Annotated in this window: 22 protein-coding genes and 1 pseudogene; 9 read left to right on the plus strand and 14 right to left on the minus strand. The window is 70.9% G+C overall.

The window, feature by feature from the left end:
• The first annotated feature begins 184 nt into the window (after window positions 1-184).
• The 3 genes and pseudogenes from QUE51_RS05030 to QUE51_RS05040 all read left to right on the plus strand — a co-directional run bounded on the left by QUE51_RS05030 (window position 185) and on the right by QUE51_RS05040 (window position 2,992).
• Window positions 185-1,015, plus strand: coding sequence for a spermidine synthase (locus QUE51_RS05030; protein WP_286279259.1), 831 nt, complete (start codon window positions 185-187; stop codon window positions 1,013-1,015).
• Between the two features lie 248 nt (window positions 1,016-1,263).
• Window positions 1,264-2,304: pseudogene (locus QUE51_RS05035) on the plus strand (PQQ-dependent sugar dehydrogenase); the annotation flags it as partial.
• Between the two features lie 193 nt (window positions 2,305-2,497).
• Window positions 2,498-2,992, plus strand: coding sequence for a SprT-like domain-containing protein (locus QUE51_RS05040; RefSeq protein ID WP_286278531.1), 495 nt, complete (start codon window positions 2,498-2,500; stop codon window positions 2,990-2,992).
• A 108-nt stretch (window positions 2,993-3,100) separates the two neighbouring features.
• On the opposite strand, the gene QUE51_RS18495 is transcribed toward QUE51_RS05040, so the two are convergent.
• Window positions 3,101-3,577: a DUF427 domain-containing protein gene (locus QUE51_RS18495; RefSeq protein ID WP_491562656.1), complete on the minus strand. Its 477-nt coding sequence runs from the start codon at window positions 3,575-3,577 to the stop codon at window positions 3,101-3,103.
• On the opposite strand from QUE51_RS18495, the gene QUE51_RS05050 reads away from it, so the two are divergent.
• Both QUE51_RS05050 and QUE51_RS05055 read left to right on the plus strand, forming a co-directional pair.
• Window positions 3,515-4,018: a hypothetical protein gene (locus QUE51_RS05050; protein ID WP_286278533.1), complete on the plus strand. Its 504-nt coding sequence runs from the start codon at window positions 3,515-3,517 to the stop codon at window positions 4,016-4,018. The two genes, QUE51_RS18495 and QUE51_RS05050, sit on opposite strands and share 63 nt — an antisense overlap.
• 267 nt (window positions 4,019-4,285) lie before the next feature.
• Window positions 4,286-5,704 carry a DEAD/DEAH box helicase gene (locus tag QUE51_RS05055; RefSeq protein ID WP_286278534.1) on the plus strand — a complete coding sequence of 473 codons (1,419 nt, stop codon included), beginning with the start codon at window positions 4,286-4,288 and terminating at the stop codon, window positions 5,702-5,704.
• A gap of 438 nt (window positions 5,705-6,142) precedes the next feature.
• On the opposite strand, the gene QUE51_RS05060 is transcribed toward QUE51_RS05055, so the two are convergent.
• Window positions 6,143-6,685 (minus strand): NUDIX hydrolase family protein, encoded by a 543-nt coding sequence (locus QUE51_RS05060; RefSeq protein ID WP_286278535.1) that lies wholly within the window; start codon window positions 6,683-6,685, stop codon window positions 6,143-6,145.
• Between the two features lie 132 nt (window positions 6,686-6,817).
• On the opposite strand from QUE51_RS05060, the gene QUE51_RS05065 reads away from it, so the two are divergent.
• The 4 genes from QUE51_RS05065 to QUE51_RS05085 all read left to right on the plus strand — a co-directional run bounded on the left by QUE51_RS05065 (window position 6,818) and on the right by QUE51_RS05085 (window position 13,937).
• The gene (locus QUE51_RS05065) at window positions 6,818-7,456 is read left to right on the plus strand and encodes an alpha/beta hydrolase (protein ID WP_286279260.1); all 639 of its coding nucleotides are present in this window, start codon (window positions 6,818-6,820) and stop codon (window positions 7,454-7,456) included.
• A 210-nt stretch (window positions 7,457-7,666) separates the two neighbouring features.
• A complete protein-coding gene (locus tag QUE51_RS05070) occupies window positions 7,667-12,982 on the plus strand; it encodes an ATP-dependent helicase (RefSeq protein WP_434017242.1) in 5,316 nt (1,771 codons plus the stop codon).
• 239 nt (window positions 12,983-13,221) lie between these two features.
• Window positions 13,222-13,482, plus strand: coding sequence for a hypothetical protein (locus QUE51_RS05080; RefSeq protein ID WP_286278536.1), 261 nt, complete (start codon window positions 13,222-13,224; stop codon window positions 13,480-13,482).
• A gap of 260 nt (window positions 13,483-13,742) precedes the next feature.
• Window positions 13,743-13,937 (plus strand): hypothetical protein, encoded by a 195-nt coding sequence (locus tag QUE51_RS05085; RefSeq protein WP_286278537.1) that lies wholly within the window; start codon window positions 13,743-13,745, stop codon window positions 13,935-13,937.
• Window positions 13,938-13,956: 19 nt separating this feature from the next.
• On the opposite strand, the gene QUE51_RS05090 is transcribed toward QUE51_RS05085, so the two are convergent.
• The 12 genes from QUE51_RS05090 to QUE51_RS05145 all read right to left on the minus strand — a co-directional run bounded on the left by QUE51_RS05090 (window position 13,957) and on the right by QUE51_RS05145 (window position 24,775).
• Window positions 13,957-14,757: a hypothetical protein gene (locus QUE51_RS05090; protein ID WP_286278538.1), complete on the minus strand. Its 801-nt coding sequence runs from the start codon at window positions 14,755-14,757 to the stop codon at window positions 13,957-13,959.
• Between the two features lie 465 nt (window positions 14,758-15,222).
• On the minus strand, window positions 15,223-16,071 hold the full coding sequence (locus QUE51_RS05095) for a hypothetical protein (RefSeq protein WP_286278539.1): 849 nt from the start codon (window positions 16,069-16,071) through the stop codon (window positions 15,223-15,225).
• Complete coding sequence (locus QUE51_RS05100) at window positions 16,068-16,934, minus strand: carbohydrate ABC transporter permease (RefSeq protein WP_286278540.1); 867 nt, start codon at window positions 16,932-16,934, stop codon at window positions 16,068-16,070. The genes QUE51_RS05095 and QUE51_RS05100 overlap by 4 nt, the downstream gene beginning before the upstream one ends.
• A complete protein-coding gene (locus QUE51_RS05105) occupies window positions 16,931-17,479 on the minus strand; it encodes a carbohydrate ABC transporter permease (RefSeq protein ID WP_286278541.1) in 549 nt (182 codons plus the stop codon). Before QUE51_RS05105 ends, QUE51_RS05100 begins: the two co-directional genes overlap by 4 nt.
• Complete coding sequence (locus QUE51_RS05110; protein ID WP_286278542.1) at window positions 17,476-17,874, minus strand: carbohydrate ABC transporter permease; 399 nt, start codon at window positions 17,872-17,874, stop codon at window positions 17,476-17,478. Before QUE51_RS05110 ends, QUE51_RS05105 begins: the two co-directional genes overlap by 4 nt.
• Window positions 17,875-17,936: 62 nt before the next feature.
• Window positions 17,937-19,181 (minus strand): ABC transporter substrate-binding protein, encoded by a 1,245-nt coding sequence (locus QUE51_RS05115; RefSeq protein WP_286278543.1) that lies wholly within the window; start codon window positions 19,179-19,181, stop codon window positions 17,937-17,939.
• Window positions 19,182-19,239: 58 nt separating this feature from the next.
• Window positions 19,240-19,401, minus strand: a complete 162-nt coding sequence (locus tag QUE51_RS05120; protein ID WP_286278544.1) for a hypothetical protein — start codon at window positions 19,399-19,401, stop codon at window positions 19,240-19,242.
• On the minus strand, window positions 19,398-21,212 hold the full coding sequence (locus QUE51_RS05125) for a glycoside hydrolase family 127 protein (protein ID WP_286278545.1): 1,815 nt from the start codon (window positions 21,210-21,212) through the stop codon (window positions 19,398-19,400). The genes QUE51_RS05120 and QUE51_RS05125 overlap by 4 nt, the downstream gene beginning before the upstream one ends.
• Window positions 21,213-21,261: 49 nt before the next feature.
• On the minus strand, window positions 21,262-22,077 hold the full coding sequence (locus tag QUE51_RS05130; RefSeq protein WP_286278546.1) for a carbohydrate ABC transporter permease: 816 nt from the start codon (window positions 22,075-22,077) through the stop codon (window positions 21,262-21,264).
• The gene (locus QUE51_RS05135) at window positions 22,074-23,024 is read right to left on the minus strand and encodes a carbohydrate ABC transporter permease (protein ID WP_286278547.1); all 951 of its coding nucleotides are present in this window, start codon (window positions 23,022-23,024) and stop codon (window positions 22,074-22,076) included. The genes QUE51_RS05130 and QUE51_RS05135 overlap by 4 nt, the downstream gene beginning before the upstream one ends.
• Before the next feature lie 90 nt (window positions 23,025-23,114).
• Window positions 23,115-24,416, minus strand: a complete 1,302-nt coding sequence (locus QUE51_RS05140) for an ABC transporter substrate-binding protein (protein WP_286278548.1) — start codon at window positions 24,414-24,416, stop codon at window positions 23,115-23,117.
• A gap of 8 nt (window positions 24,417-24,424) precedes the next feature.
• Window positions 24,425-24,775: a hypothetical protein gene (locus QUE51_RS05145; protein ID WP_286278549.1), complete on the minus strand. Its 351-nt coding sequence runs from the start codon at window positions 24,773-24,775 to the stop codon at window positions 24,425-24,427.
• Window positions 24,776-26,285 lie beyond the last annotated feature (1,510 nt).

The raw sequence follows: 26,285 nt of genomic DNA on the forward strand, positions 1-26,285 counted from the left end.
GCCGCGCCCATTCCCACCGGTCTCCCCCGGTTCCTCGCGGGTTTCGGCCGGTCGAGGTGGCACTTCCTGCTGCCACCTCGCGCGGGAAGGAGCAGGAGCTGCCACCTCGAGGGCGGGCCGCCCTCGCCGGCGTGACAGGATCGGGACAGTGAGCGAACGGGCGGGCATCACCCTGCCGAGCGGCATGCGCGCCGTCATCGAGGAGGACCGCTACCGGCCCGGCTTCCTCAACCTCGTGGTCGACGGGACCCCGCAGTCTCAGGTGAACCCCGACGATCCGCGCGAGCTCGGCTTCGAGTACGTGCAGCGGATCGGCCACGTCATCGACCTCCTCGGCGAGCCCGGCGCACCGATCACCGCCGTGCACCTCGGAGCCGGCGCGCTGACCCTCCCCCGCTACGTCACGGAGACCCGCCCCGGGTCGCGGCAGCAGGTGCTCGAGCTGGAGCCGGCACTCGTCGAGCTCGTGCGCGAGCACATCCCGCTGCCGCAGAACTCCGGGATCCGGGTCCGCTACGGCGACGCCCGGGAGGGGCTCGGCAAGCTTCCGGCCGCGCTGACCGGCACCGTCGACCTGGTCGTGGTCGACATCTTCAGCGGCTCGCGCATCCCCGCCCACGTCACGACGGTCGAGTTCTACCGTCAGGTCGCCGCCCTGCTCGCGCCCGAGGGCGTCATCGCGGTGAACCTCGCCGACGGGCCGGGGCTCGCCTTCGCGCGGGGGCAGGCGGCGACCCTCGGGGCCGCGGTGACCGAGGTCGCCGCCCTCGCCGAGACGTCCATCCTCAAGGGCCGCCGCTTCGGCAACATCGTGCTCGTCGGCTCGAACGCCCCGCTCCCCCTCGAGTGGCTGCCGCGGCTGCTGGCGGCAGGACCGCATCCCTCGAAGGCAGTCGCGGGGCGCGAGCTGCGGGATTTCGTCGCCGGGGCGCCGGTGGTCACCGACGAGTCGGCGAAGCCGTCGCCTCCGCCCGCCCGCATGTTCCTGGCCGTCGACCGCGACGGCGAGCGCTGACGGCGCCTCCCCTCCCTCCAAGCTCCACCTCCGCTCCTCCTTCTCGTCCCCGCCTCGGCCTCCCTCTCCTCCCCTCCCTCTCCTCCCCTCCCTCAGCAGGCGGTTTCCGCGTTGGGCAGGCAGAAAACGGCGAATCGGGCCTGCCGGAGTCGGAATCTGCCTGCTCAGGGAGAGGGATGGCGCGGATCGAGACCCGTTCGGAACCGGATCTCCTTGATTTGGTTCGGGAGCGGTGACACGGTTCCCGGATGAGGCTCAAGAAGGCTCTCGAAGGCGCCGCGGCGGTCGTCCTGCTCGCGGCGCTGAGCGGCTGCACGGGCGGAGGCGGCAAGCCGGTCGGGACGCCCGTGCCGCTTCCCACGCCGGCCCCGTCGGCTTCCGACACCCCCAGCCCCACCCCCTCCGGACCGACGGGACCCGTGCAGCCGGCCGGCGACCCGTCCGACCTCGTCACCGGACTCGAGTCGCCCTGGTCCGTCCTGCCCGTCGACGGGTCGATCCTGATCAGCCTGCGCGACACCGCCACCGTCGTGGAGGCGACAGCGGGAGGCGGAACGCGCGAGGTCGGGCGCATCGAGGGCGTCGTCCCGGGCGGCGAAGGCGGTCTGCTCGGCCTGGCCCTGCTCGACGACGGCGGCGAGCGCTGGCTGTACGCCTACTACACCGCCCAGGACGACAACCGGATCGTGCGGATGCCACTCACGGGCGCAGCGGGCGGCTTCGGCCTCGGGGCGCAGACGGTGCTGCTCGACGGGATCGCGAAGGCCGGCAACCACGACGGCGGACGCCTCGCCTTCGGTCCCGACGGCATGCTCTACGCGACTGTCGGTGACGCAGCCCTCCGGGACGTCGCCCAGGACCCGGGATCGCTCAACGGCAAGATCCTCCGGATGACGCCGGAGGGCGACGTTCCCAACGGGAACCCGTTCGGCGACTCCCTTGTGTGGTCGCTCGGGCACCGCAACCCGCAGGGCCTCGCCTGGGCCGCCGACGGCACGATGTTCGCCGCGGAGTTCGGCCAGGACACCTGGGACGAGCTGAACCGGATCGAGCCGGGCGCGAACTACGGCTGGCCGGTCGTCGAAGGAGCGGCCGGGGACGACCGATTCCGCGACCCGGTGTACCAGTGGTCCACGGACGATGCGAGCCCGAGCGGCCTGACGGTCGTCGGCGACACCCTCTTCCTCGCGGGCCTCGGCGGCGAGCGCCTCTGGATGATCCAGGGCGCCGCGACGGGCGGCGAACCGGTGGTCACGGAGTACTTCCCGGACTCCTACGGCCGCATCCGCGACGTGCTGCCAGGCCCCGACGGCACCCTCTGGTTCCTCACCGACAACACCGACGGGCGCGGCTCCCCCGGCCGGGCGACGACCGCCTCGTGCGGATCGCGCTCGCGCCCGCGTAGTCGGCACGCCGGGCACGCCTCGGCCCGCTGTCGGCGGCAGCGGCTAGCCTCGCTCGCGTGCCGGGTAAGGAGGAACCATGGCGGAACTCGCTCTGGTGCGTGCCCGCGCCGATGCGCTGATCGGCGCCCATCTCGGCTCCAGCTGGTCGTTCGGCTTCGACGCCGCGAAGCGGCGGGCCGGGCTGTGCAACTACTCGGACCGGCGCATCACCGTGTCGCGTTACCTGGCGGCGCGGTGGCAGCTCGAGGACATCGAGCAGGTGCTGCTCCACGAGGTGGCGCACGCCCTCGCCGGGCACCGGGCCGGCCACGGCCCCCGCTGGCTCAGCGTCGCGCGGCGCATCGGCTACACCGGCGCGCGAGTCCACGACGGCGAGACGGCGCACGAGCTCGCGCCGTGGGTCGGCGTCTGCCCGCAGGGCCACCCGCACTACCGCTACCGCGCCCCGAGCGCGCCGCTGTCCTGCCGGCTGTGCGGCCGCGGCTTCGACCCGAGCCGGGTCATCGTGTGGTCCCGACGCGAGGTCACCTCGGCTCAGCGGCGCGCGGCGCTCCGGGCGACCGCCGACTGACGCCCGCCGCATCCGCAGCGCAGGAGGCGACGGGGCGGAGACGACGGGCCGGACGACGAAGCCGGGGCCCTCGCGAGGGCACCCGGCTCCGGCCACGGAAGGTCGGCGTCAGTCGACGACCTTGACGTCCTTCCAGAAGGCCACGTAGTTCGAGAAGTCCTTGCCGACGCGGTCGAACGCCGTCGGGTACGGCGTCGGGTAGCTCCAGGCGCGGTCCTGCAGCAGGGTCCCGTCCTCGTCCTTGACGCTGAAGTACTGGCACTCGCCCTTCCACGGACAGGTGTACGGCGTCGCGCTCTCCTCGAGGTGGGCGGAGTTCACGCTCTCGGGCGGGAAGTACCAGTTCCCCTCGATGCGGATGAGGTCCTCCTGCGGAGCCTCGGCGATCACGATGTCGTTCAGCACAGCCTTCACGGGCGTCTCCTTCGATCGAACAGCTTCACCGGGGCCAACCGATCGCGCGCCGGAGCCATTCCCTCCCTTCCCCGGTGAGCTCCCGGGGACGCGTGCGAGACTGCCGCCATGCGCGTGCTCCTCAAGGTCGTCCTGGATTGCGAGCCGGAGGCCGCCTGGCGGGCCATCCAGTCGCCAGCGGTCCTCCGCGAGGTCTACTCGCCCCTCGTCGCGGTCGAGTCCCTGGAGCCCAAGGGGTTCCCCTCGCGCTGGGAGGAGGGCGCCCATCCGGTCCGGATGCGCGCCGCGGGGCTCGTGCCGATGGGCGACCAGGTCATCGCCCTCGAGTTCCCCGAGCGCCGGCACGAGGGCGTCCAGATTATGCGCGACCGCGGCGCCGGGCTGACCGGACTCAACCGCGTCTTCACCGAGTGGGACCACCGGATCGCCATCGCCCGGGATCCGAAGGACCCGGGCAAGACCCTGTACCGCGAGCAGCTCCGCTTCTCGGCCGGGCCGCTCACGGCGGCGGTGTGGCCTGCGCTCTGGGCGCTCTGGCAGTGGCGGTCCGCTCGGCTGAAGCAGCTCGCTCCCACCTGGTCGAGCCGGCTGGGCGAGCCCGGGCAGGCCTGACGCCTTCGCGTCCTCTCGGGCCGAGGCCTCCGGTTCCTCGGCCCTGGCCTCCGGTCTGGGGACGCCGCGGCACCGCGGAATAGCGGGCCGACTGATACGGTTGGCCTATCTGGCGCCCATCTGCGTGCGCCTGCGTCGAAAGAACGCCCTCTCATCGGGGACCGCAAGCGGCCCCTTCGATTGACACCTTCTGCCGGCGAACGGAATGCGCCGTCCGGCGCGTCTCGCCTTCTGGCCCCAGCGGCCGGTTTCTGCCCGAAAGGCACCATGACTTCCAATTTCTCTGCGTTCGGCGTGCCCGACCGCATCGTCTCCACGCTCAGCGCCCAGGGGCTGACCGAGGCGTTCCCCATCCAGGCGGACACGCTGCGCGACACCCTCGCGGGCCGCGACGTGCTCGGCCGCGGCAAGACGGGCAGCGGCAAGACGCTCGCCTTCTCGATCCCGCTGGTCGCACGCCTCGCCGGCGACCTCGCGGGCGGCAAGCGCCGCCCGGGTCGCCCCACCGGCCTCGTCCTCGCCCCGACCCGCGAGCTGGCCACCCAGATCGCCGCGGTCATCGAGCCTCTCGCGACCCCCTACGGCCTCACGGTCACGACGATCTTCGGCGGCGTCTCCCAGAACCGCCAGGTCGCGGCCCTCAAGGCCGGCGTCGACATCGTCGTGGCCTGCCCCGGCCGCCTCGAGGACCTCATGAAGCAGCGCTTCCTGACCCTCGACGCCGTGGAGATCACCGTCATCGACGAGGCCGACCACATGGCCGACCTCGGCTTCCTGCCCGGCGTCACGCGCATCCTCGCGGCGACCCCCGAGAACGGCCAGCGGATGCTCTTCTCCGCGACGCTCGACAACGGCGTGGACAAGCTCGTCCGGCGCTTCCTCCACAACGAGGTGCTGCACTCGGTCGACGAGGCGAACTCGCCTGTCTCCGCGATGACGCACCACGTGCTCGAGGTGGACGGCGCGGACGCCAAGCGCGACCTGGTCCGGATGCTCGCGTCCGGCACCGAGCGCCGGGTCCTGTTCCTCCGCACCAAGCACGCCGCGAAGAAGCTCGCGAAGCAGCTCACCGAGTCCGGCATCCCGGCCGTCGACCTGCACGGCAACCTCTCGCAGGCCGCCCGCGACCGCAACCTCGCCGAGTTCGGCAGCGGTGAGGTCCGGGTCCTGGTCGCCACCGACGTCGCGGCGCGCGGAGTGCACGTCGACGACGTCGATCTCGTCGTGCACGTCGACCCGCCGACCGAGCACAAGGCGTACCTGCACCGCTCCGGCCGGACCGCGCGCGCCGGCAAGGCGGGCAGCGTCGTCACGGTGGTGCTCCCCGAGCAGCGCCGCGACGTCCGCGACCTGCTGCGCAAGGCCGCCATCGACGTGCAGCCCGTCGCCGCCAGCGCCGCGACCGACACGATCGCCGACCTCGTCGGCGTCGTCGCCCCGCACGTCCGTCCCACGGTCCGCCCCGTCCAGGTGCAGGGCCCCGGCCGCTCCACGGGCGCCAACGCTGAGCGCAAGCGCGCCCGCCGTTCGGGCTCCGGAACCGGCGGCACCGCGACCCACCCGTCCTCGGGCGGCGGCGAGCGCCAGCCCCGGGCCGGACGCACCGAGTCGGGCCGCCCGACCACCGGCATGGTGGTGCGCGGCAGCGGCGGTGGCGGTCAGCGCCGCGGGCGCGGCGGGCGCTGACCCGCACCGATCAACGAGAACGCCCCGGCGGTCCTTCGCGGACTGCCGGGGCGTTCTGCGTCTCGAGGCGGGCGGCGGGCCATCCCCTGCCGCCTGGTCGGGCGGGGCGGCGGCCCTGAAGCGTGGCTCGGACGGCCGCCGGCGGTCCTTGCCGCGGCTAGGAGTCACACCCCTCTCGCTCAGCAGGCACTTTCCCACTCCGGCAGGCCCGATTCCGGCGATCCAGCCTGCCGGACCCAGATCCTGCCTGCTGAGGGAGGGTGCCGGGCGCCTCAGCAGGACGCTGTGCGGCAAGCAGGATCAGGGGCGCCATTTCGTCCTGCCCACTGCACGAAGTTCTGTACAGGGACGCCTGTCCTGCTCAGCGGAGATGCCAGCCGTGCGGGGAGTGTCCGCCGAGTGCAGGCTGACCGCCGCGGGCGCGGCAGCCGCTTCCCCTTACGTGAGGCGGCCGACCGAGGCGAGCGCGGCCTTGAGCAGCGCGCCGCGGCCGCCCTCCATCTCCGCGGTGACGGAGTGGCTCGCGGCCTCCTCCGGCGTCATCCAGGTGAGCTCGAGGGCGTCCTGGCGCGGGTCGCACGTGCCCGTCACCGGCACGACGTAGGCGAGGGACACGGCGTGCTGCCGCTCGTCGCTGTACTGGCCGAGGGTCGGCGGCGGGAAGTACTCAGCGACGGAGAACGGCGTGGGGCTGGCGGGCAGCTGCGGGAACGCCATCGGCCCGAGGTCCTTCTCCAGGTGCCGGAAGAGCGCGTCGCGGAGCGTCTCGCCGTACATGACGCGGCCGGAGACGATGGTGCGGTTGATGCTGCCGCTCGGGCTCACGCGGAGCAGGATGCCGACCTCGGTGACCTGGCCCAGGCCGTCGACGCGGACGGGCACGGCCTCGACGTAGAGCAGCGGGAGGCGCTGCCGGATCTGCGCCAGCTCGTCGTCGCTCAGCCAGCCGGGGTTCGGGTCGGGCGTCCGCAGGAAGCTCATGCCCCCTATTCTTACCCGCTCCCCCGCCGCCCCTGCCCGCTGGGCAAGCACCTTCCGGCCCAGAAGGTACGGCATAGCGCGCCATCCGAGCCGGAACGTGCAGGTCGACGGTGGGAGGATCGGACGGTGAGCATGCTCCCCGATCCCCGCGTCGACCCGGCCGCCGTGCTCTGGTCGTCGAGCACCTCCGAGCTGGCCGAGCGGCCCCTTCTGGTGCTCCTGCACGGCGTCGGTGCGGACGAGGGCGACCTCTTCTCCATGTCGCCGCGCCTGCCCCTCTCGCCCGTCATCGCGTCGCTCCGGGCGCCGACCCGCTACGGGCAGGGGTGGTCGTGGTACGACCTCGGGACTCCCGGCGACCCGAACAGCGAGGGCGTCGACGCCGCCGCCCGGGCCGTCCTCGGCTGGCTTGAGGAGCTCCCGGTCCAGCCGCCGTCGATCGGGCTGCTCGGCTTCTCGCAGGGCGGCGCCGTCGCCATGCAGGTGCTCCGCCACGCGCCGGACCGCTTCGCCTACGGCGTGCTGCTGTCCGGCTACGTGACCTCCGGCGAGGTCGAGGGCGACGGGGAGCTCGCGCGCCTGGCGCCGCCGGTCTTCTGGGGTCGTGGCACCGCCGACGAGGTCATCCCGCACATCGCGGTCGCGTACACGGCCCAGTGGCTCCCCGCGCACTCCTCCCTCGACGCGCGCATCTACGAGAACCTCGGGCACGCCGTCTCCCAGCAGGAGCTGGCGGACGTGGCCGGGTTCCTGGCCCGCCAGCTGAGCTGAGGCCCGCCGCCGGCCGACCCCGACCCGCGCGGCCGACCCCGGCCAGCGCGGCCGGCGACAGGGCGACTTGCCAGAAAGTCCCGCTTTGAAGGCCCCAAAGCGGGATTTTGTGGCAAGTCGGTCGGATGTCGCGGGCTCCGCACCACCGCGTCGGTTGCGCGCTGAGCGAGCAGGACCTGCGGTGTCGGAGGTGCCAGGCAGAATGAACGGATGACCGGCGGCGCGCTCGACCGCTTCTCCCCGGCGACCCGTGAATGGTTCGCCGGGGCCTTTCCCGCGCCCACGGACGCCCAGCTGGGCGCCTGGGACGCGATCTCGAAGGGCGCCAACGCGCTCGTCGTCGCCCCGACCGGGTCAGGCAAGACCCTCGCGGCGTTCCTCTGGTCCATCGACCGGCTCACCGCCGCGGGTCCGGTCGAGGCGGGCGCTCCCCGCACGCGCATCCTCTATCTGTCTCCCCTGAAGGCCCTCGGCGTCGACGTGGAGCGCAACCTGCGCAGTCCGCTCGTCGGCATCACGCAGACCGCGAAGCGCCTCGGCAGCACGCCGCCCGACCTGCGCGTGGGCGTGCGCTCGGGCGACACCCCGGCTTCCGACCGCCGAGCCCTACTCAAGGATCCGCCGGACATCCTCATCACGACGCCCGAGTCCCTCTTCCTGATGCTCACCTCGAGCGCGCGGGAGACCCTCCGTGGCGTGCAGACGGTCATCGTCGACGAGGTGCATGCGGTCGCGGCGACGAAGCGCGGCTCGCATCTCGCGCTGTCCCTCGAGCGGCTGGATGCCCTGCTCGAGCGTCCCGCGCAGCGCATCGGGCTGTCGGCGACGGTGCGGCCCCTCGAGGAGGTCGCCCGGTTCCTCGGCGGGCGCGCCCCGGTCACGATCGTGTCGCCGACCTCGACGAAGCGGTTCGACCTCCGCGTGGTCGTCCCGGTCGACGACATGAGCGACCTGGCCGCCGCTCCCCCGCCGGATGGCTCCGCGGCCGCGCCGACGAACGGCTCGATCTGGCCGCACGTCGAGGAGGCGATCGTCGACCTCGTCACCCAGCAGCGCTCGACCATCGTGTTCGCGAACTCCCGGCGCCTCGCGGAACGGCTCACCGCGCGGCTGAACGAGGTCTACGCCGAGCGGCAGGAGCTGGAGCTCGCCCCGGCCGGGCTTCCGGCCGCGCAGATGACGGCGCAGAGCGGCTCGACCCGCGGCGCCGACACCCTGCTCGCCCGCGCGCATCACGGCTCGGTGAGCAAGGAGCAGCGGGCCACGATCGAGGACGACCTCAAGAGTGGGCGGCTCCGCGTGGTGGTGGCGACCTCGAGCCTCGAGCTCGGCATCGACATGGGCGCCGTCGACCTCGTGGTGCAGGTCGGCTCGCCGCCGTCCGTCGCGAGCGGCCTGCAGCGCCTCGGGCGCGCCGGGCACCAGGTGGGCGAGGTCTCCCGCGGCGTCATGTATCCCACGCACCGCGCCGACCTCATCTCCTCCGCCGTCGTGGCGGGCCGCATGGTCGCGGGCGAGATCGAGGCGCTCTCCGTGCCCGCCAACCCGCTCGACATCCTCGCCCAGCAGACGGTCGCGGCCTCGGCCATGGACGACCTGGACGTCGAGGAGTGGTACGACCTGGTCCGGCGCAGCGCGCCCTTCGGCTCCCTTCCCCGGTCCGCCTACGAGGCGACCCTCGACCTCCTCGCCGGGCGCTACCCCTCCGACGAGTTCGCGGAGCTGCGACCGCGCGTCGTCTGGGATCGCGACGCCAACACGATCGTCGGCCGGCCCGGCGCCCAGCGCCTCGCGGTGACGTCCGGCGGCACCATCCCGGACCGAGGGCTCTTCGGCGTCTTCATGGTGGGCGACCCCGGCACCTCGTCCCGCGTCGGGGAGCTCGACGAGGAGATGGTCTACGAGTCGCGCGTCGGCGACGTCTTCGCGCTCGGCGCGACCAGCTGGCGGATCCAGGAGATCACCCACGACCGGGTCCTGGTGACCCCGGCGTTCGGCCAGCCGGGCCGCGTCCCGTTCTGGAAGGGCGACGGCATCGGGCGGCCGGCGGAGCTCGGCCGCGCCATCGGAGCCTTCATCCGGGATGTGGGAGGCCTCGAGCCCGGCGCCGGGACGGAGCGGGTCGCGCGCCTCGGCCTCGACGAGCGGGCGACCTCGAACCTCCTCGCCTACGTCGCCGAGCAGCGCGCCGCGACCGGCACCGTGCCGACCGACCGCACGCTCGTGGTCGAGCGCTTCCACGACGAGCTGGGCGACTGGCGGGTCGTGCTGCATTCCCCGTACGGCATGCAGGTGCACGCCCCCTGGGCTCTGGCGGTCGGGGCCCGGGTCGAGGAGCGCTACGGCATCGACGGCAACACCATCGCGAGCGACGACGGCATCGTCGTGCGCATCCCGGACACGGACGCCGAGCCTCCGGGCGCCGACCTCTTCGTCTTCGATCCCGACGAGATGGACAGCATCGTCACGGCCGAGGTGGCGGGCTCCGCCCTCTTCGCGTCGCGGTTCCGGGAGTGCGCCGCCCGGGCCCTGCTGCTTCCGCGCTACAACCCGGCTCGCCGATCCCCGCTCTGGCAGCAGCGCCAGCGCGCCTCCCAGCTGCTCGACGTCGCGCGGAAGTTCCCCTCCTTCCCGATCATCCTCGAGACCATCCGCGAGGTGCTGCAGGACGTCTACGACCTGCCCGCCCTGGACACGATCACCCGCGAGATCGCGTCCCGGAGGATCCGGATGGTGGAGACGACGACCGAGGTCGCGTCGCCCTTCGCGAGCTCGATCCTCTTCGGCTACGTCGGCGCGTTCATGTACGAGGGGGACAGCCCCCTCGCCGAGCGTCGGGCCGCCGCACTCTCCCTGGACGCCTCGCTGCTGTCCGAGCTGCTCGGCCGGACCGAGCTGCGCGAGCTCCTCGACCCCGGTGTCATCGATCGCACCGAGAGCGAGCTGCAGCGCCTCGCGGAGGACCGCCGCGTCCGCGACCTCGAGGGCGTCGCCGACCTGCTGCGCCTGCTCGGCCCCCTGACGACCGAGGAGGTCGCGGCTCGTGTCCAGCCCGAGTCGTCCGCCGAGTCGGCCGGCTGGCTCGCCGAGCTTGTCTCCTCGCGCCGCGCCCTCCAGGTCTCCTTCGCTGGAGGCGACTGGTGGGCCGCGATCGAGGATGCGAGCCGCCTGCGCGACGCGCTCGGCGTCCCCCTGCCGATCGGCACACCGACCGCCTTCGTCGAGCCGGTCGACGATCCGCTCGGCGATCTGGTCGGCCGGTACGCCCGCACCCACGGTCCGTTCACCGCGGCCGCCGCCGCCTCGCGACTGGGCCTCGGCGTCGCCGTGGTGACGGACGCCCTCCGCCGGCTCGCCGTCGAGCGTCGCGTGGTGGACGGCGAGTTCCGGCCCGGCGGCCAGGGCACCGAGTGGTGCGACGTCGAGGTCCTCCGCCGGCTGCGCAGCCGCTCGCTCGCAGCCCTGCGCAAGGAGGTCGAGCCGGTCGACCACGCCGCCTACGGCCGCTTCCTGCCGTCCTGGCAGCAGGTGGGCGGCAAGCTCCGCGGCGTGGACGGTGTCGCAGCGGTGCTCGACCAGCTCGGCGGCGTGCCAATCCCCGCGTCCGCCTGGGAGAGCCTCGTGCTGCCGAGCCGCGTCCGCGACTACTCCCCCGCGATGCTCGACGAGCTGACCGCGACCGGCGAGGTGCTCTGGTCCGGCTCGGGCGCCCTGCCCGGCAACGACGGCTGGGTGAGCCTCCATCTCGCGGACACGGTCGCCCTCACCCTCCCTGACCAGCCGGAGCCCGAGCTCAGCCCCCTCGAGCGCGAGATCCTCGCCGCGCTCGGCAGCGGCGGCGCATTCTTCTTCCGCCAGCTGTCCGACTCCGTGGGCAGCCTCGACGACGCGCTCATGACGACCGCGATCTGGAACCTGGTCTGGGCGGGCCTCGTGACCAACGACACGTTCGCGCCGCTCCGGGCCCTCGTCGGCTCCGGCGGATCCGCGCACCGCCAGCCGCGCAAGCCCTCGCGGACCCGCTCCTTCCGGGGCCGGAGCCTCCCGCGCCCCAGCATGCCGTCGCGATCGGGTGCGCCCATCGTGGGCGGTCGCTGGTCGATCGTGCCCCTCGCCGAGGACGAGCCCACCCTCCGCGCCGCCGCGACGGCCGAGCTCCTGCTCGACCGGCACGGCGTCGTCACCCGTGGAGCGGTGGCGAGCGAGCGCGTTCCGGGCGGCTTCGCACTCGTCTACAAGACGCTGAGTGCGTTCGAGGACAGCGGCAAGGCGAGGCGCGGATACTTCATCTCCTCGCTGGGTGCCGCCCAGTTCGCTACGTCGGGCGCGGTGGACCGGCTCCGCTCCTTCAGCCGCGACCCCGGCGACGAGCAGCGGGAGGTGTCCTGCATCGCCCTGGCCGCCACCGACCCGGCCAACCCCTACGGCGCCGCGCTGCCCTGGCCGCAGCTGGAGGGACACCGCCCGGGACGCAAGGCGGGCGGCCTGGTCGTGCTGCTCGACGGCGACCTCGCGCTCTACCTCGAGCGAGGCGGCAAGACGATGCTGACGTTTATCTCCGAGGCCGGCGCGCTCACCCAGGCCACGGCGGCACTCGCCGACCTGGTCCGCAGCGGGGCGGTGGACAAGCTGGCGATCGAGAAGGTGAACGGCGACTTCGTGCTCGGGACCGACGTGGGCCGGGCGCTCGAGGCCGCCGGCTTCTCGGCGACCCCCGCGGGCTGCGACTCCGTGCCTGAGGGCGACACCGTCTACCAGGCTGCCCGCCGGCTGGATGCGGCGCTCCGCGGACGGGTCCTCACCGGCTGCGATGTGCGAGTGCCGAAGTACGCGACCGTGGACCTCACCGGCCAGGTGGTGCACGAGGTCGTGTCGCGCGGGAAGCATCTGCTCATGCGCGTCGGTGACAGCACCATCCACTCGCACCTCAAGATGGAGGGCGTCTGGCAGGTGTACCCCACCGGCGGCCGCTGGCGCCGGCCCGCCCACGAGGCGCGCATCGTTCTCGACACCGCCGAGTCGCAGGCCGTCGGGTTCGCGCTCGGCATCCTCGAGATCCTCCCCACCAGCGAGGAGGAGGGCGTCGTCGGGTACCTCGGACCCGACCTGCTGGGCCCCGACTGGGATGCGGCGGAGGCGGAGCGCCGGCTGCGCGCCGAGGGGGCGCGCCCGATCGGCATCGCGATCCTGGATCAGCGCGTGATGGCAGGACTCGGCAATGTCTACCGCAGCGAGGTGTGCTTCCTGCGGGGCGTCCTTCCCACCCGGCCCGTGGATCAGACCCCGGACCTTCCCGCCTGGATCGACCTCAGCAAGCGCGTCATCACCGCCAACCGCGACCGGGTCGAGCGGATCTTCACGGGCAACACCCGTCGCGGCCAGGGCACGTGGGTCTACGGGCGGGCCGGAAAGCCCTGCCGGCGCTGCGGGACCCCGATCCGGATGGAGTGGCTCGGCGACCCGGTGGTGGAGGGCCGCGGAAGCACCGACCGGCAGGTCTATTGGTGCCCGCAGTGCCAGTCGTGACCTCGATGTGAGATCGCACGAGCGCGGCCGGCCCCGGTCGTCACGCGTCCCCCGAATGGCCGCTAGATGAACGATTTGGTAACGGCCCTACCGATGTCGGCGCGCCTCGATACGCTTCGACCACCGGCCGCGTGCCACCCACACGAAGCGGACGACACGAAACGCGCTACCGATGCCCGGCCCCAGGCAGCGCGCGGCTGAAGACAGGGCCGAATCACCCCGAGACGAGCGGTCACGCGATGACCACAGCACCGCCCCCTGCCCCCATCACCACGACCGGCGAGGTCGCCCTCCCCGTCAGCTCCGGATCCATGCTCCGCATGCTCAGCGAGCAGTCCGAGCCACAGCACACGTATGCCGTGCCGCGCGACCACGCGCACTCCTCGCGTCGGGATTCGTTCCGCCCGCGGCGCCGCGGAGAGGTCGCCCTCCTCTGGAGCGCGACCGGCTCGCTGATGCTGGCATCCACGGCGCTCGTCGCGGGCGTGCTCATCCGCTGACACCCCTTCTGGGGGTGCGGCGCTAGCACAGTCGGAGCCTCTGCGACACCCTCCGCAGTACCGGCACCTCGTCACGTACCGTTTCTGTCACCGGGTCGTACTACCCGGCTCGTCGGTGGGGACGAATCGCAGGAAGCGATGCCCCGCAGCACGAGTCGTCCCGGGCGAAGACGGGGTCAACTGAGCCCCGAGACAAGCGGTCAGATGCCATGACCACTGCATTCGATGTCACCAGCGCAGCTCCTCTCCCCTCCGGCTCCATGACTCAGCGCGTCGCCGACGCGGTCGTCCCGCTGATCGGCGGTCGCGCCCCGTCGACGCGCCGGTCCAGCGCCGGCCGCCGCCAGACCTACGTCGCCCGCTCGGCCGACCGCTTCCTCGTGCGCGCGGCGACCGGGTGCCTCGCTGTCGGCGGCCTCCTGCTGTCCTTCGGCGTCACCAGCCTCTTCCTGTAAGCGTTCGGCCTCCGACCCCTCACCGGACCCGACCGGTAAGGACGCGGTCTGCGAGCCTCTCGCCCAGGTCCTCGACACGGTGGATGCCCCGGACATGGGCGACGGGCACCCAGGGCAGCCAGCGGCGGTTGAGACCGTATCCGCGGCGAGGCGAGAAGCTCCAGTGCTCCTGCTGCCAACCCGGCCCGCGCAGGTCGAAAAGCCGTCCGTCTCGGGCCAGCATGGTTGTCGTACCGTGGGTCACCAAGCGGGCGACGGCCAGCCAGTGGTCGTCCTCTGTCTCCCGGTAGAGCCGCGCGAATGCTGAGGCGTTCACGGCGAGGAAGCCATCGGTCATCGAACAGCCGGTCGTTATGAGCTGATGCCCGATGGTGCTCACTCCCCGCTTCCAGTGGATGTCCGCCTCGGCATCGACGGGCATCGGCACATTCCAGATGTAGATCCAGGTCTCGGCGACGGACGCGGCGGACAGCGCTCGATCGAGCCAACGCCGGTCCCCCGTCGCCTCCCACAGGTCGAGGAATCCTTCGGCGGAGAGGATCGCCGCCTCTTTGTCGACGACGTCCGGGTTGTCGAGCGTCGCTCCGGCGTACCAGCCGGAGCTTCCGCCGGCGTTCCACCCGTAGTCGGCCGCCGCTATCGCCCCGTCGAGGTACCGGCGCTCAGCCGTCGCCGTCGCCAGGGCGGCGAGGAACGGGACGACGACGTACGCCGCCGAATCCGAGACATCGAGGGGACGTCCGGTCCCCGCCTCCCAAGCCCGCGGCAGCGATCCCCCGCGCTCTGCTGGGACACCAGCCAGTCTCCGCCCTTGCAGCACCAGGCCAGCCAGCCTGGGCGATCCCGTCCCCGCTCTCGCTCCCACCGCCACGCATCGAGCACCGCGAGGCAACCTTCCGCCACGGAGCGCGCATACACCGCGTCCGCGTCACGATATCGCCGGTACGTCGTGGCCTCGCCTGAGCGCCCCGAGAACCCCTCCGCGCTTGGCGGGTCGAGAGGATGCCGGTGAACGTGTCGATGACCCGCTCGCCCAGATCGCGGAACCGGGTTCCGTCTACTCCCGATGTCGACTCGGCGACGCGCAGCAGCACATATGCCGCGTCCGTGTTGGCGCCCACGAAGCCCATGACCGCCGAGTCATCCTCGTCCGTGCGTTCGGGGGCCACCGCATCCGACTCCAGCCTGATTCCAGTGCGACCTCGCACAGTGATGACCTGCTCGGCCAGCACAGCCGTGCAGTCCTCGACTACTGCGTGAAGATCCGCTTCCGCCACCGTGGGATTCAGAGCCTGCCAGGCCCAGCGCCACACGCTTCCCCAGCACTCGACCGGCCCCGCTGAATGCCCCGCACGGAAGGCGACGGCGTACCGCTGGGTGACACCGTCCGTCGTGGGATGGTACCTGCGGCGCCAGGCGGGCAGTTGAAGCAGCGGGAGGCCGCCGCTGCTGTACGTGAGCTCCCCTCGGACCCCGGGAAGCGGACGCCCAGTGTCAGTCCGTCCGCTTCCTGCACGGTTCCGAGCGAGGCGAACGCGAACCGGGGGTCCACCAGCGTTTCGCCGCCATTCGCGGTCCGCCCGTCCTCCGCAATGGTGGTGCCGTCGGGGTCAAGATGAAGCACTCCGAGCCAGGCGCCGCCCGGCTTGCGAAGTGCGAACACAGGGGCGGCCATCCGGTCCTCCCGGATCAGGCAGTGCCGGACCCGGGCGAGGCGAGATGGCCTTCCGGCGAGCGCACGCTCCGCCACTCGCGGGGCGTCCCCGTAGGCGACACCGGGAACGAACGCCTCAGCCTCGGTCCACTCGCGCACCCCGGTCGGGAGGGCGATGGAGGTCCCGAAGGCCAGAGGCGCGCTTCCCCGCACCCGCACCTCGCGGGCCAGGACCACGGCGTCCTCTGCCACGGACCATCGGTCCTCGACCTCCAGTCGGCATCCTCGGGCGAGGGAGACGACGGCGGTGCCGGTGAATCCGGCATCGGCAGGGTGGACGCCGTCGTAGGGAACCGAAATCCCGCCGTCCGGACGCTCGACCTCAACCGGGCGTGGCTGGACGAGGGACCAGCCCTCGAGTTCGACACCGACTCCCCATGCATCGCCCGCGGCTACCGCGGCGACCGTCGGCGCGTTCATCCCTTGATCCCGCTCGAGGCGATGCTCGGCACGATGAAGCGCTGAAAGACCAGGAACATGACGACGATCGGAATGGTGAGCAGCACCACCCCAGCCATCTGCACCGTGGGCAGGGTGTAGTTCTGCGCCTGCAGGCTGTTGAGCCCGACGGTGAGAACGAACAGGTCGGGGTCCGAGGTCATGGTGACGGGGACGAGGAAGCCGTTCCAGGTCCACGTCCCCGCGAGGATGGCCTGGGTTGCGATCCCGGTGATGCTGAGCGGCACTCCGATCTGCAGGAAGGTGCGGAACCGGCCCGCGCCGTCGATCGCTGCGGCCTCCTCCAATTCTCTCGGCAGGGTGCTGAAGGACTGGCGCATGAGGAAGATCAGAAGCGGGTTCACGAGGAAAGGGATCACGAGCGCCTGGTAGCTGTTCAGCCAGCCGAGGTCGACGATCTGCAGATAGAGCGGGATCAGGTAGGCCTGCAGCGGCACCATCAGCACCGCGACGATGGCCAGGAACACCAGCTGGCGGCCGCGGAATCGGAAGCGGGCAAGTGCCCATCCCGCGAGCGTGTTGACGATGACGGCCCCGAGCACCACGCCTGCCGTGACGATGGCGGTGTTGAGGTACCACTGCCCGATGGGGGCGTGGGTGACCACGTAGCTGTAGTTGTCGAGGGTGAGCTGGGTGGGCGGCACCAGCGACAGATAGTCCGCGGGCGACAGCAGCGAGGCGTACAGCACGAAGAACAGCGGTGCGGCCATCACGAGCGCGAAGAGGATGAGGAACGCGTACCGGATCATGGAGAGCGCTCTGCGACTGCCGCTCGCGCTCCGCGGCGAAGCTGCTGCCGCCTGTCGGGTCGCGACCGCGCTCATACGTCCTCCTCCTTGGGGCCGAGACGTCTGCTGACGATGCCGGCGACCAGCACGAGCACGAGCAGAACGACCGTGGCCGCGCTCGCGTAGCCGAGGGCGTTGAGCCGGAATGCCTGCTGGTAGATGAAGACGACGATCGTCGACGTCGCGCCCGCAGGGCTCCCGAGCACCGTGCCGCCGGAGATCACATAGGCCTGGTCGAAGATCTGCACCGCCTGGATCACTCCCGCCACGACGACGAAGACCGCGAACGGCCGGATCCCCGGCAGCGTCACGTGCCAGAACCGCCGAAGCACGCCGGCGCCGTCCATGCTCGCCGCCTCGTAGAGGAAGTCGGGGATGGTCTCGATCCCGCCCACGAAGATCACGATGTACAGCCCCACGAACATGTAGACGTAGACGATGACAAGGAAGGCCAGGGCCAGTCCCGGGTCGGCATACCAGGTGGAGTTCGGCAGGCCGAAGGCGGCCAGACCCGTCGCCGCCGGTCCGCCTTTGACGAAGAGCTGCATGAAGATCGTCGTGATGGCGACGGTCGAGGTCATGTACGGGACGAAGTATGCGGTGCGCAGGACGCTCCTCCTCGACGCACGCCGTGCAGCGCGGCGGCCACCAGCAGGGCGAGCAGCGTCTGAGCCGGCACGACGCCGAGCACGAACGTGCCCGTGATTCCGAGCGAGCGCAGGAACGCAGGGTCGCCGAAGAGCTGGGCGTAGTTGTCCAGCCCCACGACTGATCGCCGCCCGAAGTCGAACTTGCTGACCTGCTGGAAGCTGAGGAGCACCGACTGCACGATCGGCGCCACGAACCACCAGGCGAGCAGCACTACGGCGGGCGCGAGCATGAGCCACGCGGCGCCGGTGTCCCTCCTCGCCCCTCGGTCGCTGGCGCTCGAGGTGCTACGGGTGATCAGTGCACCGGGAACCGGGGGTGCGGTCACGCTGTTCTCCGTTCCTCGAGGGGAGGCGGCACTCGCCCGCCGCCTCCCCGACTCGGCGGGGGCTACTGCCCGTACTTGTCCTGCAGACCGGCGAGGAGCTCCTTCGACGACGTTGAGCCGTCCGCCACGAGCTGCTGGAATCCCGTCACCAGGTCGTTGCCGAACTCCGTCGTCTTGATCGGGTAGTCGAGCGATACGCCGGCGGCGAGCACGTCCGCCGTGAAGGCGGCGTACTGGGGCGTCTCGTCCCGGTACTGGTCCGCGTACTTCGTCATGGCCGGCACGAACCCGAGTTTGGTGCTGAGGACGGCCTCCTGCGAGGTCGTGTCCGTGAGCAATGCGATGACCTTGGCAGCCGTCTCCGGATCCTTGGCCGCCGCAGAGAGGCTGAACCCGCCGCCGTAGGTCGCGACCACGGGGCTGCCCGCATCGACACCCGGGATGGGCGTGAGTTCGTACTTGACGTCCGGCGCCGTGGTGCCCATGAAGCCGATGTACCAAGGGCCCCCGTCGGACGACGCCGCGAGCCCATTGGCCAGCGCCTCACCGTCCCAGGTCGCGCCCAGCTGCTGTGCTGTCTGGGCGGAGCCGTCCTTGAACAGGCCGAGCAGGAAGTCGAGGCCGGCCTCGTTCTCCTTCGAGTCGATGGTCTTGCCGAAGTCGTAGCCGCCGCCGGCCGCGAGCATGTACTGCGTGAGGTGGAAGAGGTTATCGAGGAGCACGATGCCCGGCTTGCCCGTGGCGCTCTTCACCTGCCGCGCGTCGGCGGCAAGGTCGTCGAGTGTCTGCGGGAGGTCCGTGATGCCGGCAGCGCCGAGAACATCGGTGTTGAAGGCATAGGCCGAGTTCTGCAGATACGACGGCACCGCGTACAGGCCGTCCTCGATGCGCCAGCCCTCGACCAGCGCCTTGGGGTAGAGGCCGAGGTCGACGTCGGTTCCCTTGATCAGGTCGTCGATCGGCTGGATCGCCCCCTCGGTCGCATACTGCGCGATGGGCGCGGAGTTGTCCCACAGGATGATGTCGGGCGCGGTCTTCGCTGCGAACTGCGTCGGCAGCTGGTTCAGCTGGTCGTCATAGGTCGGGTACACCGCTGTCTTGATCTTCACGTCCAGCTTGTCCTCGACGTGCTTGATGATGGTGGACATATAGGTGTCGACGGCACCGCCGCCGGCGTAGCCGATGGTGATCTGGCCGGCTCCTTGACCTCCTGACGAGGGGCCTCCTGACGAGCCGCACCCGGTGAGTGCGGCGGCGACGACGGTGAGTGCGGCGAGAGCTCCGCTGGTTCGGCTGATTCGGTTCATGGGGGCCTCCTTGCCCGGGCTGCGATTCTTGGGGACGTGCGGTTCGATCGGCGACGGGCTACTCGGCGCCTACCCCCTTCCTAGAGCTGTCGGAGGAATTGTCGGCCGGGAAGCGGAGCCCGTCCTGCTCGTCGAGCAGCGGGAGCCAGACCCGCATCTCGGAGGGCCCGCGCTCGGCCCAGCGGTGGTACGGGATCATCCGCAGGCGGGTGGGCGTCACCTGTGCGACGGCAGCGGGAGGACCGTAGGGCCATGCCTCGTCCGGATCTTCGGCCTGCATGGCGGCCATCTGGACGCCCCCTCCTCGCGGGAGGGGCTCGCCCCTGCCGGAATGGAGAGGGAGCGGAGATGCGTCCCTGGCGCCAGGTCGACGGACTCCGCACAGAGCACGAGGGGGCCGGCCTCGACCGCGACCGAGTTCCGGAGGGCATCGATCCTCGGGTCGGGGAGAGTGATCCGCGGTTCGATCGGCAGGCTCAGGCGCACCACGTCCCCGGAGCGGAACCGGGAGCTCACCTCGGCAGTAGCCCCGAGCACGGGCTGGTCGCCCATGCCGGTGTCGAGCGTCGCGCGCCCTCGCGCCCACGAGGGAACGCGCAGGGACAGCGTCCACTCCCGACCCGCGTCGGCCTCGACCGTCACGGCGATGTCTCCCGACCAGGGGTAGTCGGTGTTCACGCTGAGCCGCACCCGCTCGCCGTCCGGAAGGACGGTGTCGAGAGCACAGGCAGCGTACTGCTGGAGCTGGACGCCGGCCGTGCTCTTCGTCGCGATGTAGCCGGACAGGCTCGCGACGGTACGGGCCACGTTGGTGGGGCAGCAGGAGACGTCGAACCACGGCGCCCGCTGGCTCGATGCTGCACGCGGGCTCGGCTCGTCCACCATCGCCTCGATACCGGGGCTGTTGCGCTGGAGCGGGTTCACATAGAAGAACGATGTTCCGGATGCGTCGGGACTGGTCGCCACCACGTTGAAGAGGGTGCGCTCGATGAGGTCGGCGTACTGCGCCCCACCCTCGGCGAGCAGGAGGCGGTGGCTCAGCATGATGGAGGCCACTCCCGCGCACGTCTCCGAGTAGGCCCGGTCGGAGGGGAGTTCGAAGTCGTCCCCGAAGGACTCCCCCTCGTGCCGCGATCCCATGCCGCCCGTGAGGTAGGTGCGATGGGCGACGGTGTTGCGCCACTGCGTCTCGACGGCGGAGAGCAGGTCGTGGTCCCCGTCCTCCACCGCGACGTCCACCGCGCCGGATGCCAGGTACAGCGCGCGCACTGCGTGGCCTCGGAGCACGTCCGCCTCGCGGACCCGCACGTCATCTTGGAAGTACTCGGGACCCGTCTCTCCCGCGTTCAGAGTGCCGGTGCCGCGGCGCTCCACGAAGAGCCGCGCCTGGTCCAAGTACCGACGGTTCCCCGTGACGCGGAACAGCTCGGCGAGCGCCGGCTCGATCTCGGGGTGTCCGTCGATACGCTCGATGCCGCCGGGGCCGAAGGTGTCGCAGATGTGGTCCGCCAGGCGGAGCGCAGCGGCGACGAAGGCGTCGACCCCGTGCGTGCGGGCGCGGGCGACTGCGGCCTGGATCAGGTGGCCGGCGCAGTACAGCTCGTGCCCCCACTCGAGGTCCGAGTACCGGGGCTGCTGGCCGGGGCCGCCGAAGCGGGTGTTGAGATATCCGTCGGGCTGCTGGGCAGCGACCACCCGGGCGGATACGTCCTGGAAGGTGCGCTCGACCCACTCGTCTCCGCTGCGCGCAGACTCCCAAGCGAGAGCCTCGAGCAGCTTGTAGATCTCCGAGTCCGCGAACTCGCGGCCGGCGCTCGGGGCTTCCACGCCCGAAGCGGCGCGATCGAAGTTCCCGATCCAGCCGAGGCGCTCCATCCACTTCAGGCAGTGCCGCAGCGTGGCGGTTCCGTTGACCTCCTGGCGGTCGGCCCAGAAGCCGCCGGTGATGGTGACGTCCGCGGCGCTCACGGGAAGAAGAGCGCCGCTGCTCGGCAGAACGGTGGCGGCAGGCTGATGGTCGGTCAGGGTCACGGGGTCGTCCGTCCGTTCTGGGTCAGTGGCTGTGCGCGTCCGACTCGGCTCACTTCAGGCTTCCCGCCGTCATGGCCGCCACGATGCGGTCGCTGAGGATGATGTAGATGACTACGGTCGGCGCCATCCCGATCACAGTCGCGGCGAACGCCAGCGGGTAGTTCGCCGAGTAGGTCGTGAGGAAGTACCGGACGCCCACCTGGATGGTCTGGGCTTCTGTGTCCTTCGTGAGGATCGCGGCGAACAGCAGCTCGTTGAACGCGGTGATCATCAGGAAGATGGCGGCCGTGATCGCGCCGGGTGAGGCGAGGGGCGCCGCAATGCGCACGAACACGGAATTGAAGCCGGCCCCGTCGATCCGCGCCGCCTCGAAGATCTCCGCTGGAGTCGTGTCCATGTAGGTCTTCACGATGAGGAAGCCGAGCGGGAAGAACAGTCCCGCGTACACGAGGCCCAGGCCGAGGACCGAGTTGTAGAGGCCCATCATGTTGACCAGGAAGAAGATCGGGGTCATCAGAGCGTTGACCGGCAGCAGGATCCCGAACAGCAGGAAGCCGAACGTCGCCCGGCTGAGCCGGAAGCGGTGCAGCAGCGCGTAGGACGCCATGAGGGAGGCGAGGACGATCACGACGGTGGCCAGCACGGCCGCCCCGATGCTGTTGCGCAGGTACAGGTAGAGCGGGTGCGCGTCGAGCGCTGCCGCGTAGTTGTCGAAGCGCCATTCGCTGGGGAGACCGAACGGGTTCGCGAAGATGTCCGCCTGCGTCTTGAATGACGACGCTACGAGCCACAGCAGGGGGAGCAGGGTGATGAGCGTGAAGACCCCGAGGACCACCCACCGGAAGCTCTTGCCGATGATGCTCATCGCTCGGTCCTCCTCAGCACCCAGAAGGTGGCCGCGGTCAGGGCGATGCCCAGCACGAGGGTGACGACGCCCGCCGCCATGGCAAGCCCGTACTGGTTCGCGGTGAGCATCTGCCGATAGATGTAGAGCGACAGCGTGATGGACGAGTCGGCCGGCCCGCCGCTCGTCATGATGAACGGGTACTCGAAGCTGCGCAGCGCGTACCCGACGACGAAGAGGACCTGCAGCGCGATGGCGCGGCGGATGAGCGGGATGGTGATCGACCAGTCCTGTCGCAGCGACGAGGCGCCGTCGAGCTGAGCGGCCTCGTAGTACTCCTGCGGGATGGTCGAGATCTGGGTGAGGAACAGGACCATGCCGAAGCCGATGTAGACCACCCACGGGGTCATGGTCACTCCGAGCGCCGTCGACGGATCGAACAGCCAGTTCCGGGTGAGGTTCGAAAGCCCGACGAGCTTCAGGCCCGAGTTCAGGAGTCCCAGGCTGACGTGGAAGACGAAGTACCACAGCAGGGCGAGGGAGGTCGCGGAGATGATGTTGGGGAGGAACAGGACGGTGCGGAACACCTTCCATCCCCGCGGCTTCCGGGACACCACGAGCGCGACGAGGATGCAGAGGGGCGTGTGGATCAGCACCCCCACCGCCACCCACAGCAGCGTGTTCGCGATGGCCTTGAGGAACGCCGGGTCGTTGAACAGCCGCACGTAGTTGTCGAACCCGATCCAGGCCGGCACGCCGACCCCGGACCACTGGGTCCCGCTGAGAGCGATCACCACGAGCGTCGGCACGGCGAGGAACACGGTGACGAGGGCCAGGGCCGGGAGCAGGTAGAGCAGCACGCTCCAGCCGTGCCCGCCCTTGCGGACGGTGCGGGGTCGTGGGAGCGTCGCAGCGCTCGTCACCGCTGCGGCCGGCGGAGCGGCGACGCCGGGACTTGTGGTCGTCATGGCACCTCCTCGGTGCGTGGTCGGTCGGTGGGGGCCGAAGAGGAAGGGAGGATGGCCGGGCACAGGAGACCCGGCCATCCGGTCTATCCCCTACTGGGCGTTCGCGGCCTGGAGCTTGGTCGCGAACTGCTCGGGCGTCGTCTGACCGAGCGCCAGCGACTCGAGCAGGCTCGGCAGCTGGGCCTGGGCATCGGTGGTGATGCCGCGGGCCATCTGGACGATCGCGGCCGGAGCGGCGTTCGAGATGTCGAGGACCTCCGCCATCTGGCAGGAGGCCTTCTCCTTGTCCGCGTCCGAGAGCTCCGTCTGCACGGCCATGGGGTACTCGCCCTCGACCGCCATCTTCACGGCGCTGTCGTTGGAGGTGAAGAACTTCATCCAGGCGACGACCGCCGCCTCCTTCTTCTTGTCCGTCTGCTTCGCAGCACCCCACACGTTGAGCGAGTCGGTGACGGTGTAGCCGGGGTCGATCTCACCGTTGTCGAACGTGGGTGCCGCCGCGACGCCGATGCTGCAGGCGTCCTTCACCGTGCTCTGGATCGAGCTGATGAGCCACGGTCCGTCAATGATGGACGCGGACTGGCCATTGAGGAAGTTGCTCGAGCTGGCGGCGTAGTTGCCGCCCACCGCGTCCGGCGTCGAGAGGGCGAGGAGACGCTTGGTGTAGTCGGCCGCCTTGACGATGGCCGGGTTGTCGAGGTCCGAGCCGGGTGCGTAGACGTCCGCGCCGCCTTCCGCAGTGGCGAGGTAGCTGAACGCGTTCATGGTGTGCCACGAGTCGTCCGCGGTCATGAGCGAGATCGCGCCGACACCGGAGTCCTTCAGCTTCTGCGCGTCGGCGAGGTACTCGTCCCACGTGGCGGGGAAGGCGTCGATGCCCGCCTTCTTGAACAGGTCCTTGTTGTAGTAGAAGAGCGTCGGCGCCTGGTCGCCGGGAATCCCGATCAGCTGGCCGTCGATGGTCAGGGCGTCGAGGTTGTCCTGCTTGAAGCGGGCCTTCCAGTCGGCGTCGTCTTCCAGAGCGCTGGACCAGTCCATGAGGGCGCCCGACTTCTCTCGCGAGAGGTCGGTCGGGTTGTAGTTGTAGAGGAACACGTCGGGCGCGCTGCCTGCGCTGATGGAGGAGCGGATCTGCTGCTGCAGCGTCGGCCAGTCGGGCTGCGCCTTGGAGACGACCGTGTAGTCGCCCTTGTGCTCGGAGTTGAACTGCTTGATGAGCTCGTCGAGCACCTTTCCGCGGGTGACGTCGGAGGTGAAGTTCGAGAGGATCTCGATCTCCGTGCCGGAGCCCGAGCCGGAGCCGGACCCGCCTGCCGGCACTGCGCTGTTGCAACCGGCGAGGAGCGCGACCGCGGCGGTGATCCCGAGCACGGCGAATGCGTTCTTCTTCATGATTCCCTTCATTGGGGTGATGTGGTGGAGAGGTGGCTGTTGGTGAGGGAGGTCGAGTCGACGGCCGCGAGGTACTCGCCGAGGCCATAGGTGCCGGCGGTGTAGGGCCAGCCGAGGCCGCCCCAGGTGTCGCCCTTGCCGATCAGGCCCTCGTCGACGCCCTGCGGACAGAAGGAGATCCCCTCGGGCTGCATGCCGACATCGGCGTACCCGTGGGTTCGCCCGGGGGTCGCGAGCATCTGGAGGGACGATGCCGCGATGAGCTCGGCCACTCGCACGAAGCGGTCGATGCCGAGACGCACGCCCAGCCGATGCAGGTCGGCCACGTAGAAGAGCGAGTAGATGTCGGTGACGCCCACGCCCCATACGCTGTTGATGCCGCCCCAGCCCACCGAACGGGCTCGGGCGCGGCCGAGGGGGTCCCCGGCACATTGGGCACGTTCTGCAGGGAGTGCCAGGTGATCGCGACCTCCGCCGCCTCGCGGGCGCCGTCGACGAGGTCTCCGGGGTCCGTGTCCACCTCCGCCGCCGCCAGGAGGGCCCGCATGGCGATGAACGCGGCCTCTTTGTCCACGAGGTTGGGATTGTCGAGGGTTCCGCCTCGGTACTCGGCCCGGCGCACATGGTTCTCGAGCACGAACGAAGCCCCTGCGCGTGCGGCGGCGGCGAAGGCACTCGCCTCGGCCCCCGCCTCCTCGGCGAGGGCCACGAGGAACGGGACGACGGTGCCCGTCGCGCTCTTGCCCGAGTGATCGCGCTCGCCGAACCAGTCGCCGCCGACGAGGGGCTCCCCTCGGGCGAGTAGGCGCGGTACCAGGAACCGTCGCCCTCCTGGACGCGGACGAAGAAGCGGCCGAGCCGCAGAGCGGCCTCGCGCCAAGCGCCGACGTCCCCGCCGCGATCCCGATGCAGGGCGATGTTGAGCAGCAGGTCGCCGCCGGCCTCCGCCATCATCCTCGTGTAGGTTCCCGGCAGGTCCGAGCGTCCCAGGTAGTGCATGACGGGGCCGCTGGGATCCCCGCACGCGAACACCGGGCGGCCCTCCCGAACATTCCACAGGGTGTGGACCCAGCCCGACGGCGTCGCCATGCGCTCGACGAAGGAGTCGACGACTGCGCGCGAGCGGTCCATCCACTCGGAGTCCCGGCCGGCCAGGAGGGCCGCCAGATTCAGCTGCCGCCCGGTGAAGCCGTACTCGATGATGTCGCGGGCATTTCCCATGGCGTGGTCCGCGAACGAGGCGCCGAACGCCTTGGCTGTCGAGGGGTAGCCCCGCTCCGGGTCGAAGTTGAGGACGAAGGCTGCGAACCCAGACGGGTCCCGGACCCAGGTGCGTGACGCTGAGTCGAGCCGGAGATCGATCGACTCTGCCAGCGACACCGGGGCTTCGGTGGGCACGGGCGCCGCAAGGTCGAGCGTCTCCTGGAAGGCGGCGGTGACGGCGTCGACGTAGCGCTCGGCTTTCGCGAAGCCGACGCGGTAGCGCGCCACGAACTCCAGGCCGTTCTCCGGAACCGGCAGGTAGGCCCGTGCAGGAGATCCTGCGGCGTCCAGCATGGCGCTCCTGGCACCCTCGCGATACGGCAGAGTCGCGATCAGCCTGTCGATACCGGGCACGAAGCCGACGGCACCCAGGTCCGTCTGGTGGAGGAAGTCGTGCTGGCCCCTCGCTCGCTGTGCGCCTCGGTCCACCGTTGCGGTGCCGACGCGGGCCAGCCACGTGACGACCCCGGTGCTCTCCGCCCACCGCCCGACGACGGGGTAGGCGAGACGCGAGTCCGCGAACGTCCGCTCCACCCCTTCCTGCCACTGCTCCGGCGAGTAGACCATGCCGGGGGCGAAGAATCGGCCCGCAGGCGCGGCCTGGAG

Origin of the sequence: Naasia aerilata, assembly GCF_030296595.1 — a bacterium.
GTDB classification, from domain to species: domain Bacteria; phylum Actinomycetota; class Actinomycetes; order Actinomycetales; family Microbacteriaceae; genus Naasia; species Naasia aerilata.

What these genes read in the sequence shown, in the direction of transcription:
- QUE51_RS05030 (WP_286279259.1), top strand. Translation starts at nt 185, where the DNA reads ATGCGCGCCGTCATCGAGGAGGACCGCTACCGGCCCGGCTTCCTCAAC.
- QUE51_RS05040 (WP_286278531.1), top strand. Translation starts at nt 2,498, where the DNA reads ATGGCGGAACTCGCTCTGGTGCGTGCCCGCGCCGATGCGCTGATCGGC.
- QUE51_RS05050 (WP_286278533.1), top strand. Translation starts at nt 3,515, where the DNA reads ATGCGCGTGCTCCTCAAGGTCGTCCTGGATTGCGAGCCGGAGGCCGCC.
- QUE51_RS05055 (WP_286278534.1), top strand. Translation starts at nt 4,286, where the DNA reads ATGACTTCCAATTTCTCTGCGTTCGGCGTGCCCGACCGCATCGTCTCC.
- QUE51_RS05060 (WP_286278535.1), bottom strand. Translation starts at nt 6,685, where the DNA reads ATGAGCTTCCTGCGGACGCCCGACCCGAACCCCGGCTGGCTGAGCGAC.
- QUE51_RS05065 (WP_286279260.1), top strand. Translation starts at nt 6,818, where the DNA reads ATGCTCCCCGATCCCCGCGTCGACCCGGCCGCCGTGCTCTGGTCGTCG.
- QUE51_RS05070 (WP_434017242.1), top strand. Translation starts at nt 7,667, where the DNA reads ATGACCGGCGGCGCGCTCGACCGCTTCTCCCCGGCGACCCGTGAATGG.
- QUE51_RS05080 (WP_286278536.1), top strand. Translation starts at nt 13,222, where the DNA reads ATGACCACAGCACCGCCCCCTGCCCCCATCACCACGACCGGCGAGGTC.
- QUE51_RS05085 (WP_286278537.1), top strand. Translation starts at nt 13,743, where the DNA reads ATGACTCAGCGCGTCGCCGACGCGGTCGTCCCGCTGATCGGCGGTCGC.
- QUE51_RS05095 (WP_286278539.1), bottom strand. Translation starts at nt 16,071, where the DNA reads ATGAACGCGCCGACGGTCGCCGCGGTAGCCGCGGGCGATGCATGGGGA.
- QUE51_RS05100 (WP_286278540.1), bottom strand. Translation starts at nt 16,934, where the DNA reads ATGAGCGCGGTCGCGACCCGACAGGCGGCAGCAGCTTCGCCGCGGAGC.
- QUE51_RS05105 (WP_286278541.1), bottom strand. Translation starts at nt 17,479, where the DNA reads ATGACCTCGACCGTCGCCATCACGACGATCTTCATGCAGCTCTTCGTC.
- QUE51_RS05115 (WP_286278543.1), bottom strand. Translation starts at nt 19,181, where the DNA reads ATGAACCGAATCAGCCGAACCAGCGGAGCTCTCGCCGCACTCACCGTC.
- QUE51_RS05130 (WP_286278546.1), bottom strand. Translation starts at nt 22,077, where the DNA reads ATGAGCATCATCGGCAAGAGCTTCCGGTGGGTGGTCCTCGGGGTCTTC.
- QUE51_RS05135 (WP_286278547.1), bottom strand. Translation starts at nt 23,024, where the DNA reads ATGACGACCACAAGTCCCGGCGTCGCCGCTCCGCCGGCCGCAGCGGTG.
- QUE51_RS05140 (WP_286278548.1), bottom strand. Translation starts at nt 24,416, where the DNA reads ATGAAGAAGAACGCATTCGCCGTGCTCGGGATCACCGCCGCGGTCGCG.